Source organism: Pseudomonas sp. Ant30-3, from assembly GCF_000690905.1.
Classification (GTDB): domain Bacteria; phylum Pseudomonadota; class Gammaproteobacteria; order Pseudomonadales; family Pseudomonadaceae; genus Aquipseudomonas.
The window spans coordinates 1-15,325 of the sequence record NZ_JMCL01000010.1; the positions used below are offsets into that span (position 1 = coordinate 1).

Annotated in this window: 13 protein-coding genes; 11 read left to right on the forward strand and 2 right to left on the reverse strand. The window is 58.1% G+C overall.

Going from position 1 to position 15,325, the window contains the following annotated elements:
• The coding region (locus DU29_RS0102120) for a phosphoglucomutase (RefSeq protein ID WP_028620210.1) at positions 1 to 1,208 on the forward strand (1,208 nt) is incomplete at its 5' end.
• A gap of 138 nt (positions 1,209 to 1,346) precedes the next feature.
• Here DU29_RS0102120 and DU29_RS0102125 read toward each other — a convergent pair.
• Complete coding sequence (locus DU29_RS0102125) at positions 1,347 to 2,042, reverse strand: pirin family protein (RefSeq protein ID WP_028620211.1); 696 nt, start codon at positions 2,040 to 2,042, stop codon at positions 1,347 to 1,349.
• 236 nt (positions 2,043 to 2,278) lie between these two features.
• On the opposite strand from DU29_RS0102125, the gene DU29_RS0102130 reads away from it, so the two are divergent.
• Entirely contained in the window at positions 2,279 to 4,741 is a 2,463-nt protein-coding gene (locus tag DU29_RS0102130; RefSeq protein ID WP_028620212.1) for a UvrD-helicase domain-containing protein, read from the forward strand.
• Positions 4,742 to 4,891: 150 nt separating this feature from the next.
• Here the strand turns inward: DU29_RS0102130 and DU29_RS0102135 are convergent, their stop codons facing one another.
• Positions 4,892 to 5,167, reverse strand: coding sequence for a DUF1652 domain-containing protein (locus DU29_RS0102135; protein ID WP_028620213.1), 276 nt, complete (start codon positions 5,165 to 5,167; stop codon positions 4,892 to 4,894).
• 262 nt (positions 5,168 to 5,429) lie between these two features.
• Between DU29_RS0102135 and DU29_RS0102140 the strand changes: the two genes are divergently transcribed.
• The 9 genes from DU29_RS0102140 to DU29_RS0102180 all read left to right on the forward strand — a co-directional run bounded on the left by DU29_RS0102140 (position 5,430) and on the right by DU29_RS0102180 (position 15,325).
• Entirely contained in the window at positions 5,430 to 6,245 is an 816-nt protein-coding gene (locus DU29_RS0102140) for an AraC family transcriptional regulator (RefSeq protein ID WP_028620214.1), read from the forward strand.
• 50 nt (positions 6,246 to 6,295) lie between these two features.
• Positions 6,296 to 7,702 (forward strand): NAD(P)/FAD-dependent oxidoreductase, encoded by a 1,407-nt coding sequence (locus DU29_RS0102145; protein ID WP_028620215.1) that lies wholly within the window; start codon positions 6,296 to 6,298, stop codon positions 7,700 to 7,702.
• Between the two features lie 41 nt (positions 7,703 to 7,743).
• Positions 7,744 to 8,085: a cupin domain-containing protein gene (locus tag DU29_RS0102150; protein WP_028620216.1), complete on the forward strand. Its 342-nt coding sequence runs from the start codon at positions 7,744 to 7,746 to the stop codon at positions 8,083 to 8,085.
• Between the two features lie 63 nt (positions 8,086 to 8,148).
• A complete protein-coding gene (locus tag DU29_RS0102155; RefSeq protein WP_028620217.1) occupies positions 8,149 to 9,234 on the forward strand; it encodes a polyamine ABC transporter substrate-binding protein in 1,086 nt (361 codons plus the stop codon).
• 87 nt (positions 9,235 to 9,321) lie between these two features.
• The gene (locus DU29_RS1000000131075) at positions 9,322 to 9,780 is read left to right on the forward strand and encodes an REP-associated tyrosine transposase (protein WP_081832416.1); all 459 of its coding nucleotides are present in this window, start codon (positions 9,322 to 9,324) and stop codon (positions 9,778 to 9,780) included.
• A 413-nt stretch (positions 9,781 to 10,193) separates the two neighbouring features.
• On the forward strand, positions 10,194 to 11,651 hold the full coding sequence (locus DU29_RS0102165) for a serralysin family metalloprotease (RefSeq protein WP_028620219.1): 1,458 nt from the start codon (positions 10,194 to 10,196) through the stop codon (positions 11,649 to 11,651).
• A gap of 65 nt (positions 11,652 to 11,716) precedes the next feature.
• Positions 11,717 to 12,139, forward strand: a complete 423-nt coding sequence (locus DU29_RS0102170; RefSeq protein ID WP_028620220.1) for an AprI/Inh family metalloprotease inhibitor — start codon at positions 11,717 to 11,719, stop codon at positions 12,137 to 12,139.
• An 88-nt stretch (positions 12,140 to 12,227) separates the two neighbouring features.
• Positions 12,228 to 13,994: a type I secretion system permease/ATPase gene (locus DU29_RS0102175; RefSeq protein ID WP_028620221.1), complete on the forward strand. Its 1,767-nt coding sequence runs from the start codon at positions 12,228 to 12,230 to the stop codon at positions 13,992 to 13,994.
• Positions 13,991 to 15,325, forward strand: coding sequence for an HlyD family type I secretion periplasmic adaptor subunit (locus DU29_RS0102180; protein WP_028620222.1), 1,335 nt, complete (start codon positions 13,991 to 13,993; stop codon positions 15,323 to 15,325). The genes DU29_RS0102175 and DU29_RS0102180 overlap by 4 nt, the downstream gene beginning before the upstream one ends.

Genomic DNA, 15,325 nt, shown 5'->3' on the forward strand with positions numbered 1-15,325 from the left:
CGCACAACCCACCACAAAGTGGCGGTTACAAGTACAACCCCACCAACGGTGGCCCGGCCGATACGCACATCACCAAGTGGATCGAAGCCAAGGCCAACGAACTGCTGGGCAACAAGCTCGCCGGGGTCAAACGCATCAGCCACGAACAGGCGCTGAAGGCGAGCACTACCCATCGCCACGACTACCTCAACACTTATGTCGCTGACCTGATCAACGTGATCGACTTTGACGCCATTCGCGACGCCAAGCTGCGTATGGGCGTAGACCCATTGGGCGGAGCAGGGGTGCGCTACTGGTCGGCAATTGCCGAGCACTATCGTCTGGACCTGGAAGTGGTCAACCAACAGGTCGATTCGACGTTCCGCTTCATGACCGTGGATTGGGATGGCCAGATCCGCATGGACCCATCGTCCAGCCATGCGATGCAAAGTTTGATCGGCTTGAAAGACCGCTTTGACGTAGCGTTCGGCTGCGACCCGGACCACGATCGTCACGGCATCGTGACGCCGTCTGGCGGTTTGCTCGCGCCCAACAATTATCTGGCGGTGAGTATCGACTACCTGTTCCAGAATCGTCCGCAATGGCGCGCCGATGCCGCCGTCGGTAAAACCGTGGTCAGCAGCGGGATGATCGACCGTGTCGCCAAGCGTCTGGGTCGTCGCCTGTACGAAGTGCCGGTCGGTTTCAAATGGTTTGCCGACGGCCTGTTCGATGGCTCGCTGGGTTTTGGCGGCGAAGAAAGTGCCGGCGCGTCATTTCTGCGCAAGGATGGCGGCGTGTGGAGCACTGACAAGGACGGTCTGATTCCAGCCCTGCTGGCGGCAGAAATGACCGCGCGCACCGGTCGCGATCCAAGCCAGGCGTACCGCGTATTGACCGATGAACTGGGCGAACCGTTCTCGGTGCGCGTCGACGCCAAGGCCAATCCGGAGCAGAAAGCGCTGTTGAGCAAGTTGTCGCCGGATCAGGTCACGTCTACGCAGTTGGCTGGTGAAGCGATTCAGAGCATCCTCAGCCATGCACCAGGTAATGATCAGGCGATTGGCGGCCTGAAAGTCATGACCGAGAACGGCTGGTTCGCGGCGCGTCCATCCGGGACGGAGGACATCTACAAGATTTACGCAGAGAGCTTCGTCAGCGACCAGCATCTGAAGCTGTTGGTGGCCGAAGCGCAAACGCTGGTGGATGGCGCTATTTCCGCTAAGTGAATGAACGCCCGCCAGTACTCAGCACCCTGTGGGAGCGGGCTTGCTCGCGAAGACGTCACTTTAGGCGCTGAAGCACTGGCCTGAAACAAAATGGGCGACCTCCACGGTCGCCCATTTTTTTGCGCGGCATTCAGCCATTCAAGCCAAATCGACCAAGACAATTTCACTGTCTTCAACCGCCGTCACCCGCAATACTTGCTCATCGACCACTGCAACACCGTCTCGAGCTTGTGCACGCAAGCCGTTGACTTCAATGACGCCGGTGGACGGAACCAGGTAAGCGCGTCGGCCATTGTCCAGGCGATATTCAGCCGACTCGCCCGCTTTTAGATTGGCCGCGACCAAGCGCGCATCCGCACGGATTCGCAGGCTCTGATCGTCGCCGGCCTTACCGCTGGCCAATGTCACAAAGCCTTCGCGTTGCCCCTTGGGGAAGGGCTTGGCGCCCCACGAAGGTGCTGCCCCGGCTTCGTTCGGGATGATCCAGATCTGGAAGATTTTGGTTTCGCTCGATTCCAGGTTGTATTCGCTATGAGCGATGCCGGTGCCAGCGCTCATGACTTGCACATCGCCTGCCTCAGTGCGGCCTTTATTGCCCAGATTATCCTCGTGGGTAATGGCCCCTTCGCGCACATAGGTGATGATTTCCATGTCGCGGTGAGGGTGCTTCGGGAAGCCCGTGCCGGCAGCGATGATGTCGTCGTTCCACACGCGCAGGTTGCCCCAGTTCATACGCTCAGGGTCGTAATACTCGGCGAACGAAAAATGGTGATGGGCATCCAACCAGCCATGGTGGGCGCCGCCCAGTCGATTGAAAGGTCTGAGTTCGAGCATGTTCGTCTCCTGGATAGGGTGGTAATGGCGAGCATCATCAATCAAGTATCCATCGATAAAAAGCGCAAAAACTGCCGCGCTATGATCGATTAACTTGATGTTTAGAGCGGTGCTTCAATTCCTACGCCACCTTCACTTCATCGCATAAGCCAATGACCTGTAAGCATTTCACTAGAAATGAAAAGCAAATGCGCACACCATAGCTTCAACAGCCTCACACCCTGGAGTCAGCCCGCGTGCCGCAACACACCCCCGAACTTCCTCCCGAATTACGTCCCTTGGCCGAGATGCCGCTAATCAAACGTTTGGCCGCGCGATTTTTCGGGCATGGCCTGACCCGTCTACGCGCTCAGCACCGGGCGTCCTGGCTGCACGGGCAGGCGGATGGTTTCCGCAGCGGGCACAGCGCCGGCGTTGATTACGGTTATAAAGAAGGCAAGCTGGAGGGGCTGGAGGAAGGTCGGCAGGTATTGCTTATCCGCGATTCGCGCTCCACTGAGCACCGTCCGCCGAACATCGATGACAATTTGTTCGATGACTGGCGTCTGCCTTTGACGGCAGAATTGAAGAAACGCATGAAGGCCGACGTCGCCCGATTGCTGGCGCCCCACGTGCAGCCCAGCGCTGCGCAATGGAAGATGATCTTCAGCGATACGCCATCAACCTCGGTGATTGCCGGCGCAGGTGCGGGCAAATCCACCACGCTGGTGCTGCGTATTCTGCTGCTCAGCCATTATCTGGGCTTTGAACTCAGCTCGATGACCGTGGTGACGTTCACTCGAGAATCGCGCAAGGACTTCATCAACAAATTGATCGAATTATTCGCGCTGTGGGGGCGGGTAATCAGTGCTGTAGAGGCGCGAGAGCTGGTGCGCACCTTCCATTCGCGCATATTGCCGATGGTCCGTAGCCTGCCGGGCTTCGAGCGCCTGCAGGCGTTCGAAAACCTCAGCCATCGCGCACAGGGTCAGGATGAGGATGTCGACAGCAACCCATTTGATCTGCGCATCAACGACGCGCAACGTCAGCAACTCAATGCCTGTTATCACCAATTGCATACCAATGACGAGCGATTCCGCGAGCTGATCAAACCGCTTTCCCGGCATGCCTTGCAACTCAAGGAGCTGGAGCGCGATCACCCCGACGTGCAGAAGCGTGTGGCTGTGACCGAATTGGCGGCCAAGCGCGACGAAGAACTCTGCGATCTGATCGAGGATTTGTGGTTCGGCGCCGGTGCCTGGCCGATCAAGGGCATCGAGCCAAAGCGCCAGACGTTCGATATTAATGGCTCTATTTTTCATAGCCATGGCTACATTCCAAGCCTGGATGCCTGGGTAGTGCTGGGGTTCGATCCTCGCGAAAACCCGCAGGTCAGCCGGCCAGGTTCCAAATTATCGGTCCGTGCAGAATGGGCAGTAAAACGTACCCTGTTTCAAGCTTTCTGCCGTAAGTCGTTGATATGGCTGGATAGTTACGAGATGTCCAAACGCGTTTTGGCTTCAGTGGCTGGCGATGCCAGCGCCGGCCCGGGCTTCGAATACAAGGTCAAGGGTGAGCTGGGTTCTGCGCCGTTGCTGGACTGTTTTGTGGCGGCAGCCGGGTTCATCGAGAACCTCGGGCTCGACGTTCCCAACGCTGTCGGCCAGATGAGTTTCGCCAAAGACGATCCGGATCGTTTCTTTTTCGAGGCTCTGAGCCTGTATTGGCGCGCGCTGGAAGATCACCTGCTGGACCAGAAGCCGCCAGTCATGACGTACAACCGCATGTTCGCTCTGTTCAGCGAGCATTCACCGGAAAACCTGAAGCTGTTGAGCGATGAATTGCTGCGACCCATGTCGCACCTGATGATCGACGAATTTCAGGACGTTTCACCGCAGATCGTCTCCTGGATACGGGCAAGTCTCGCCGAGATTCGCAGTCGTGGCCCGGCGATGCACGTAGGTCGCGGTGCGCAGCGGTCGTCCTTGTTGTGCGTCGGTGATGACTGGCAGTCGATCTACGGTTGGCGGGGCAGCTCGCCGACGTATTTCATGGAATTCAACAAGGAATTCCCGTCGCCGAGCAGCACTAAAGTCATGCTCAGCGAAAACTACCGCAGCCACCAGCACATCATTGATGCTGCTGAACACATCGTGCGTGCAGCGCCCGCTATTGCCGGGAAAAAGGCCAAGGCCAGCGGTCAGGCGCAATCCTTGCTGCCGGTAGAAGTCCTGGAACGCGACGATCAGGGTTTGGCCGCGAGGCTGATGGATCACTACAAACAGGGCGATTCAATCCTTATGCTGTATCGAAAAAGTGGCGATAAGTTATTGATCGAACAGCACATCCGGTCCGTAGTTAATGCTGATTCTAGCTTGCCATTCGAATTGCGCAGGTTGAAACAATTGACCTACCACAGTGCCAAGGGCCTGCAGGCTGATGCCGTTTTCCTGCTTGGGGACTGCCAGCATCTGACCAGTTCGCCGTACAAGAATCAGGTGTACTGCATGGCCGGATTAGGCAAGGCCGGCGATAACGAAGCCTACGATAACGCGCAGAAGGATGAGATTTTGCGATTGGCGTATGTCGGCATCACTCGTGCGGTGAGCCACTGCTATTGGTATGTGGATGCGTCCGACACCCAAGCGGCGAATATGCCCAAGGCCTCTGATCGAGTGGACAAGAGCAAACCGTTCTTTATTGATCATCGGGGCATGTAAGCGCTGTGTGCCGCTAAACATAACTTGTAGCAGCCGGCGCAGCCTGCGTCCCGTTGCGCAGCAGGGTCAGGTAAACGGTCTTTGGAGTAGACGGCTGCTACGCAGCTGGACTTAGGCTGCGCCAGCTGCTACAGGATCATGTACTGAGCTTCACGCATAACTGCGCAGCGCAGCAGATGGCACAAACGCCTCCAGCTCATCCTCAACCGCTTCAATGATTCGCTCGACATCCGCAGCGTTCATCACCGTCGCACACGGAATGCCGGCAATGGCAATCATGGTCTCGCCACTGGCACGGTCAAACAGACGGGCAATCATGCTGCCCGGCGCATCCATGCTCGCCTCGAATCCCATGGGATGAAAATGCCAGCGCATCAGCTGGCAGGCGTTTGGAAAGGTAACCTTGTTGCTGAAGCCCTTGTTCATGTGTGGCCCACCTGCATCATCGAGCGCTTCCGTTAGCTCATGTTAGGAGGGAAGAGCCTTCAATGGCTCAACCGGTGACTGCCATTAAAAGTAGCATCTGGATGTGAAATAAATGTGGATTTCTCAGGCCGTTTGGCGATTGGTTCCGTTTTTTTTGATCCGGGTCACAGCGTGGCATTGTCTAACAAAACTACATTATCGATTGATCGTTGATCGGGGCAGCGAATTTCGGCAAGCTCGGGTTTTCCGTACAGAGCCGTCTATGCACGTCGATGATGATGGTCCGCTGCAGACCGAGGCCACGCGCGATACCGTCATGCGCTATCACCTGCGCTGGAAACACCGGGACCTGGACGGGGTCATGGCGCTGTATCACCCCGAGGTTCAATACAACGACTTCTTCCAGGACCGCGTCATGGGCCTGAATGAATTGCGCGAGTACGTGCGCAGCAGCATGCCGCGGGATCCGGACGAGGCCCTTGAGCATTCGGACCGAATTCGTCTGGATGGCAACACGGCGTTCATTCAATACCGCATCACCTTGCGTGGTGGTGAAGGGCTGGTGTCGTTTCGGGCCAGCGAGGCGATTACCGTACGAGACGGTCTGATCTGGCGGATCAATGAGTACGCGTCTCTTGTGCATGAGCATCACGTCGGCACCAGTGCCGCCGCGAAGCGCCCAGCGGTCAGTCGCCTGGGGTTGTCACCGCGCCAGTTGAGCTTTATGGCCGATGACCTGCAACAATATTTCCAGCGTCAGCAGCCGTATCTTGACCCTGCGCTCGACCTGCAACGGGTGGCCAAGGAGAGCGGGTACAGCCGCAATCAGATTTCCTATCTGCTCAACCAGGTGCTCGGTCAAAGCTTCTATCGCTACGTCAACCAGGCACGCTTGCAACACTTGCTCGCAGCACTGGACAAGGCCACAACGCCGGTACGCATCGACGACCTGGCCTTCGCCGCCGGCTTCAATTCCTTGTCGGCGTTCTACAGCTGTTTTCGTCAGCACACCGGGCAGTCGCCAAAGGCTTACGTCAAACAAATTTCTTTGCGTGCACGCGCGCAAGACAATCCCTGAGACCCCGCACTAGGATCGACGCCATCGAAGTTTGATTGATGGAGTCTGGCATGTCGGCGTGGCGCAACATCAGTTTATGGATGGACCAACTCGACGAGCCGTTAAGTGCACGTCCGGCCCTGGAGCAGGATCTGGATGTCGACGTCGCGATCATCGGCGCCGGCTATACCGGCCTTTGGACCGCTTACTACCTCAAACGTCTGGCACCTGAGTTGAACATCGCCATCGTCGAAGCGCAGACAGCCGGTTTCGGTGCGTCCGGGCGCAACGGTGGCTGGTTGATGGGCAACATCCTTGGCGAAGACCGCTTGCTTGCCGATCTGTCGCCGCAGCAACGGCGTGCTTCCTACGACCTGCTGCACAGCATCCCCGATGAAGTGGAGGTGGTGCTTGAGCGTGAAGGCATCGCCTGCGATTACCGTAAAGGCGGGGTGTTGTATTGCGCTGCACGCTATCCCGAGCAGGAAACCAGCCTGCGCCAGTACCTCGACAAACTCTACAGCCAAGGGCTCACCGAGCACGATTATCGCTGGCTCGACCGTGAGCAACTCGCGCAGCAGGTCCGCGTGGCCAAACCTTACGGCGGCATCTACGCCCCGCACGTCGCCACGCTGAATCCGGCGAAACTGGTGCGCGGGCTGGCCCGGACGGTCGAGCGCCTGGGCGTCAAGATCTACGAAAACAGTGCGGTCACCCATTGGCGTTCGGGCAGTTTGCGCACTGACAAGGCTCAGGTTCGTGCCCGTTGGGTTGTGCCGGCCGTAGAAGGTTACGCCACGACGTTGCCTCCGCTGGGCCGCTATCAGTTGCCGGTGCAGAGTCTGATTGTGGCGACCGAGCCACTTCCCGCTGCGACCTGGGACGCTATCGGTCTGAGCCACGGCCAGGCGTTCAGCGAGAGCAGCCGTCAAGTGACCTATGGGCAACGCACTGCCGACAACCGTCTGGTATTCGGCGCGCGCGGCGGCTACCAGTTCGCCGGCAAATTGCGCCATGACTTTGACCTGACCACCAATGAAGTTGAACTGCGCCGTTACCTGTTCAGCGAGCTGTTTCCGCAACTCAAGGACGTGCGCATTACGCATGCCTGGGGCGGCAATCTGGGGATGTCGCGGCGGTTCCAGCCGCACATGCTCTGCGACCAGGCAAGCGGCATTGCCCTTGCTGGCGGCTACGGCGGCGAAGGCGTGGGGGCCAGCAACCTGGCCGGTCGAACCCTGGCGCACCTGATTCTGCACCGCGACAGCGAACTGGTCAGTCAGCCCTGGGTGATCACTCAGGGTGGCCTTCAGGCGCTCAAGGCGTGGGAACCGGAACCCTGCCGCTGGCTCGGTTACAACGCGATCATCCGCAGCTTCGTCCACGAGGATCAGACGCTGGCCAACCCGGCAAGCCCACCGTGGCGGCGTACGTTGTCCACCCGCGTGGCCGGGTTCATGGAAGGTTTCATGCAGTAATCACCACGCTTTTCATCCAAAGGCTTCATCGAGGTAACCCTATGAGCATCACCCAATTCAAAAACACCGCCACCCTTGAGCTGCAGGAGTCGAACCCGGTGGCCGTGCCCTTGGGCACCCCGGTCGCTGTGGCGTCGACCACCAGCGTTGAACGCGACGATGGCGTCGAAACCGGCGTGTGGGAATGCACGCCGGGTCGCTGGCGGCGGCAGATCGTTGCCCAGGAGTTTTGCCATTTCATTCAGGGTCGCTGCACGTTCACCCCGGACGACGGCGAAACCCTGCACATAGAAGCGGGCGACGCACTGATGTTACCGGCCAACACCCTCGGTATCTGGGACATCCAGGAAACCGTGCGCAAGAGCTACGTTTTGATTTTCTGAACCTTGATCCTTTGATTGCCTGCCAGCCCTAAAAAAGACAAAAGTAACTACAGGAATCGACTCATGAATCGCAAGACACTGACACTGGCCCCACTGGCACTGGTCGCGACCCTCGGTCACGCGGCCGGAACGGTCAAAATCTACAACTGGTCGGAATACATCGCGCCGGACACCACGAAGAATTTCCAGAAAGAAACCGGTATAGGCTTCAGCTACGACGTCTACGACAGCAACGAAACCCTGGATGGCAAGTTGATGACCGGCAAATCCGGTTATGACGTGGTGTTCCCGTCCAATCACTTCATGGCCCGACAGATTCAAGGCGGGGCGCTGAAGAAACTCGACAAGAGCCAGCTGCCGAACTGGAAAAACCTTAACCCGGTGTTGCTCACGGCGTTGCAGACCAACGATCCGGGTAACGAGCACGGTTTTCCGTACCTCTGGGGCAGCACCGGCATCGGCTACAACGTTGCCAAGGTCAAAGAGGTGTTGGGTGACAATGCGCCGGTGGATTCCTGGGACTTGATCTTCAAACCCGAGTACATGGAAAAACTGCAGAAGTGCGGCGTTGCGATTCTCGATAACGGCCCGGAGATGTTGCCCGCCGCCCTGAACTATCTGGGGTTGCCGCACCACAGTAAAAACCCGGAAGACTACAAAAAAGCCGAAGCGTTGCTGATGAAGGTCCGCCCCTACGTCAGCTATTTCCACTCGTCCAAATACACCAGCGACCTGGCCAATGGTGACATCTGCGTAGCGGTCGGTTTCTCCGGCGACATTCTGCAAGCGGATAGCCGCGCCAAGGAAGCCAGGAACGGCGTGGAAATCGGCTACGCGATTCCCAAAGAAGGTGCGCCTATCTGGTTCGACATGGTCGCCATGCCGGTTGACGCGCCGGACGAGAAGGCCGGCTACGCCTTCATGAACTACCTGCTACGCCCGGAGGTGACCGCCAGCATCACCAACCACGTGCATTACGCCAATGGCAACGAGCAGGCGGACAACCTGATCGATCCGGCGATCAAGAACGACACCAAGGTGTACCCAAGCCCGGAAATGATGAACAAGTTGTTTGCGCTGGAGGCCATGCCGCTGAACATCGACCGGATTCGCACGCGGTTGTGGAACAAGATTCGCACGGGGAGTTGAGGCATATTTTGTAAGGATTGGGTGCCTGTCGGGCGTTTGGTATCGCGGTAGATTCTTGCCTCTCAGGAACGGGTTGGAGGCAATGGAATGCGGATATTTACGAGTGCAGGACGTCTGAGGGTCGGTCGGTTTTCAGGGGTTGGGAGGGTTTATCTGCTTACGGCTGTCGTTGATCAACGACAGCCGTTTTTTTGTGATTGGCGGTTGGGGAGGTTGGTTGTTCGGGAATTTCGTGCAGCACAGGAGGAGGGTTGGGCGGATTTTTCGGCGTGGGTTGTGATGCCGGATCATATGCATTGTTTGGTGGAGCTGCGCCAAAAAACGCTGTCCGATCTTATGCGTCGTATCAAATCGCGAAGCAGTGTTGCCGTTAATCAGGCCTTGGGCCGGCGAGAGCGACTGTGGCAAAAGGGCTACCACGATCGAGCGGTTCGGCGAGAGGATGATGTGAAACACCTTGCCCGATACGTTGTAGCCAACCCCATACGTGCCGGCCTGGTCACCCGCGTCCATGACTACCCACTCTGGGACGCGTGCTGGTTATGAAAATTTGACGACTGGGATCTGCGCCGGACGCAACCTGCGTTCGGCTCCGGCATGTCCGGACGCAGCCTTCGGCAGCTGCTACAGGTCAGTTGTACGTTGTGATATTTCTCCGACCCGAGAAATGAGACGTGATAGACACAAACCGGTTTTGCCGTTATTTGATTTCTAAATTCAAGTTTGAATGGTCGCTTATTAAAAATCCCTGTTATTGCTCACTATAGAGCTCTAATAGGGCGATCAATTGGGGAAACTTGCCGTGGCAATCGTGTTTGCATCCAAAAAAAATCAGTAGACGGTTGATTTCGAATTGTGTCAGTTTTCTTTCGCCTTCATTGCGCGAGTGATTGGACGATCTCGCCGGAGATCGTTCTATTCCATAAAACTGAACCATAGCTAAACAAGGAAGTGTGTTTATGTCGAAACTAAAAAACACCGCTATTGATAATGCCGAGCAGGCCTTCCAGCCATTCGGTGGGTTGGCAGCTGCGAGTACTGCATACAACCAGATCAATACATTCGCCCATCAATATGACCGTGGTGGCAATCTGACCGTCAATGGCAAACCCTCGTACTCGGTCGATCAGGCCGCCACGCAGTTGCTGCGCGACGGCGCTGCCTATCAGGATAAGGATGGCAGCGGCAAAATCGAACTGACCTACACGTTCCTGACTTCCGCTTCATCCAGCGTCATGAACAAACACGGGATCAGCGGCTTCAGCCAGTTCAGCGCCCAACAAAAAGCCCAGGCCGCACTCGCGATGCAATCCTGGGCAGACGTCTCCAAAGTGACCTTCACTGAAAAGGCCACGGGCGGCGATTCGCACATGACCTTCGGCAACTACAGCGGTGGCCAGGATGGTGCAGCGGCCTTTGCCTACCTGCCAGGAACGGGTGCCGGTTATGACGGTACTTCCTGGTACCTGACCAACAGAAGCTACACGGCCAACCAGAACCCGGAGCTGAACAACTACGGCCGTCAGACCCTGACCCACGAAATCGGCCACTCCCTGGGCCTCGCCCATCCCGGCGACTACAACGCGGGCAACGGCAATCCGACCTACAACGACGCTACCTACGGGCAGGACACTCGCGGCTACAGCGTCATGAGCTACTGGAGTGAAAGCAATACCGCCCAGGATTTCACCAAGGGCGGCGTCGAAGCCTACGCCGCGGGCCCGTTGATGGATGACATTGCCGCCATCCAGAAGCTCTACGGCGCCAATACCACCACCCGCACCGGCGACACCACTTACGGCTTCAACTCCAACGCCGGGCGAGATTTTCTGAGCGCCTCTTCCTCGTCCGACAAAGTGGTGTTCTCGGTTTGGGATGCGGGCGGCAAGGACACTCTGGACTTTTCCGGTTTCACCCAGAACCAGAAAATCAACCTTAATGAAGCCTCATTCTCCGACGTTGGCGGCATGAAAGGCAACGTGTCGATTGCCAAAGGTGTATCGGTCGAAAACGCCTTGGGCGGTTCTGGCAGTGACTTGCTGATTGGCAACGGTGCGGCCAACGAACTCAAGGGAGGTGCCGGTAATGACATCCTTTGGGGTGCCGGCGGCGCGGACAAGCTGTGGGGCGGCGCAGGTTCGGACACTTTTGTGTTCGCCGCGAGCAGCGATTCCAAGCCAGGTGCAATCGACCAGATCCTTGATTTCGTCAGTGGCCTGGACAAGATCGACTTGACCGCTATCACCAAAGGCGCGGGCCTGCACTTCGTGAATGCGTTCAGCGGCGCGGCCGGCGATGCGGTGTTGAGCTCGTCTGGCGGCAACAGCCAGTTGGCGGTGGACTTCTCTGGCCATGGCGTGGCTGATTTCCTCGTCAGCACCGTAGGCCAGGCGGCAGTCTCGGACATTGCCGCGTGATGTGAAGCGCAAAGGAGGGCGGCGCAGACGCGCTGCTTTCTGCATCCGCGAGGAGTGACAAACTTATGATCCAACCGGTTTTCACCCATCGAAACACCGCGTGGCTATTGGCGACGTTCATCATGTTTTACGGAGATATCACCATGGCAACCAGCCTGAAACTGGCAGACCCTTCGGAACTTGCCGGGCTATGGCAAGCGACTTTGACCGGCGACAACGAATCGGCCGAGTCGCAGGCACAACAGGACAAACCTTCAAATGCCTGCACCCTCAAACTGCTGGCGGAAAAGACCCTGGGCGAGGGCGCCGAATGTCTCAGCGCTTGGGCAGGCGAAAAAGTCGTGGGCTGGTTTCCGGAACCCGACGGCATCGCCATCACCAGGGCCGAAGGTTCGAAAGTGCTATTCCTGAGTCGGCAGCGCGATGGGCATTATCAAACTCGGTTGCGGTCCGGACTTGTTGTGATCATTAAACGTGAAGTGCAATGAGTATGAGCGGCACTTAATTAATTTGTTATGAAAGTGTAAGCACTACCTTGCCAGGCAGGCGAGGAATAATCCCTCAGGGAAGAGCCCCATGAAGATGGCAAACAGTTCGGTCACCACGCCCTTAATTGCGGCGCTGGGTGACTACAAGAGCATTTTGATCAGCGTCGGCTGCTTCACTGCGCTGATCAATATCCTGATGTTAGTCCCCTCGATATACATGCTTCAGGTCTATGACCGCGTTTTGTCTTCACAGAATGAAACCACGCTGGCCATGTTGTCACTCATGGTCGTGGGCTTCTTCGTCTTTATTGGTTTGCTGGAAATCGTCCGCAGTTTTATTGTCATTCGAATCGGCAGCCAACTTGAACGCCGCTTCAATTTGCGGGTTTATGAGGCGGCATTTGAACGCAATCTGCTCAAGGGCGAGGGCAATGCCGGGCAGTCACTGGGGGACCTGACCCACATCCGCCAGTTCGTCACTGGCCCGGCGTTGTTCGCCTTCTTCGATGCTCCGTGGTTCCCGGTGTATCTGCTGGTGATCTACCTGTTCAATGTGTGGCTGGGCGTGTTCGCAACCGCTGGCGCATTGCTGCTGATCGGTTTGGCGTGCCTCAACGAAACCATGACTAAAAAGCCTTTGGGCGAAGCCGCGGTTTTTTCGCAGAAGTCCAGCCAGTTGGCCTCCAGCCATTTGCACAATGCCGAAACCATTCAGGCCATGGGCATGCTCGGTGCCTTGCGGTCCCGCTGGTTCGAGATGCACTCGCGTTTCCTCGGCCTGCAAAATCAGGCCAGCGACACCGGTGCAATCATCAGTTCTGTCAGCAAAACCCTGCGCCTGTGCCTGCAATCGCTGGTGCTGGGCCTGGGCGCGTTGCTGGTGATCAAGGGCGACATGACGGCGGGGATGATGATTGCCGGGTCCATCCTGATGGGTCGAGTACTCAGCCCCATCGACCAGTTGATCGCCGTGTGGAAACAGTGGAGCGGCGCCAAACTCGCCTACCGTCGCCTGGACGATTTACTGCAAGCGTTCCCGCCCAACGACGAGGCGATGGCCCTGCCTGCGCCGAACGGCCAGATCAGCTTCGAGCAGGTCAGCGCCGGGCCGCCCGGGCAACGCAACGCGACACTTCATCTGCTCGATTTTCAGCTCGCTGCCGGCGAAGTGCTGGGGGTGTTGGGCGCCTCCGGCTCGGGCAAATCAACTCTGGCCCGGGTGCTGGTCGGCGTCTGGCCGATTCTCGGCGGCACCGTTCGGCTGGACGGCGCGGACATCCATCGCTGGAATCGCGACGATCTCGGCCCCTACATCGGCTATTTGCCGCAGGACATCGAATTGTTCAGCGGCAGCATCGCGCAAAACATCGCCAGGTTCCGCGAGGCCGATGCGCAAATGGTGGTCGCGGCTGCGCAGCAGGCAGGCGTACATGAGTTGATTCTGCGCCTGCCGCAAGGCTACGACACGCTGCTCGGCGAGGCTGGCAGCGGCGTCTCCGGTGGTCAGAAACAACGCATCGCCCTGGCGCGAGCCTTGTACGGCAAGCCGCGTCTGGTGGTGCTCGACGAGCCCAATTCCAACCTCGACGCCGTGGGTGAAGCGGCGCTGACCTCGGCTATTGCACAGATGAAAGCTCAGGGCACCAGCGTCATTCTGGTCACTCACCGTTCCTCGGCGCTGGCCCAGGCCGACAAGTTGCTGGTGCTCAATGAAGGTCGTTTGCAAGCCTTCGGCGCGAGCCATGAGGTGCTCAAGGCACTGTCCGGCAATCACGAGGTGAAAGCTGCGCCGACACCGGCCGGGCTGAGCATGAGCCGCCAGTATCAACCCATGACACGGAGTTCGGGTGTATGAGCAGCGTTGAGGAAGCCAACATGGAACACCAATACATCAGCGAACGACCTGAACGCGATGCGGGGTTTTTCGCGCGCATGGGCTGGGTTCTGGCGATTGTCGGCGCCGGCAGTTTTTTTACTTGGGCCAGCCTGGCGCCGCTCGATCAGGGCATTGCGGTGCAGGGCACCGTGGTGGTTTCCGGCAAGCGCAAAGCTGTGCAGTCGATGAGCAGCGGTGTGATCAGTCACATTCTGGTGCGCGAGGGGCAGGTGGTGAAGCTGGGCGAGCCGCTGTTCCAGCTCGACCAGACGCAGGTTGCCGCCGATGTGCAGTCGCTGCAAGCGCAATACCGCATGGCCTGGGCCAGCCTGGCGCGCTGGCAAAGCGAGCGGGACAACCTGTCGCACGTGAACTTCCCCAGCGAGTTGAGCGATGCTGCCGATCCGCGTCTGGCGTTGGTGCTGGAAGGTCAGCGGCAGTTATTCAGCAGCCGCCGCGAAGCGTTTTCGCGGGAACAGGCGGCGTTGCGCGCCAACATCGAAGGTGCCGGCGCACAACTGGCGGGTATGCGTCGTGCGCGCAGCGACCTCACGGCGCAAGCCAGTTCGTTGCAGCAGCAGTTGAGCAATCTGCAGCCGCTCGCCGATAACGGCTACATCCCGAGCAACCGTCTGATGGAGTACCAGCGGCAGCTGTCGCAAGTGCAGCAGCAGCTGGCCGAAAACAGCGGCGAGAGTGGTCGCGTCGAGCAGGGCATCATTGAGTCACGGCTGAAACAGCAGCAGCACATCGATGAATATCAAAAGGAAGTGCGCAGCCAACTGGCCGACGCCCAGCTGAAAACCGTCACTCTGGAAGAACAGCTGAATTCTGCCGGTGTCGACCTGCGGCACAGTCAGATCATCGCCACTGCCGACGGCATTGCGGTGAATCTGAGCGTGCATACCGAAGGCGCCGTCGTGCGCCAGGGCGAGACGTTGCTGGAAATTGTTCCGCAGGGCACCCGCCTGGAAGTGGAGGGGCATCTGCCGATCAACCTGATCGACAAGGTCGGCACCCATTTGCCGGTGGACATTCTCTTCACTGCTTTCAACCAGAGCCGCACGCCCCGGGTTCCCGGTGAAGTCAGCCTGATTTCCGCCGACCAGATGCTCGACGAGAAAACCGGCGCACCGTATTACGTGTTGCGCAGCAGCGTCAGCGATCAGGCCATGGAAAAACTCAATGGCCTGGTAATCCGGCCCGGCATGCCGGCAGAAATGTTTGTGCGCACGGGCGAGCGCTCACTCATCAACTACCTGTTCAAACCGCTGCTGGACCGGGCGAATTCTGCATTGACCGAGCAATAA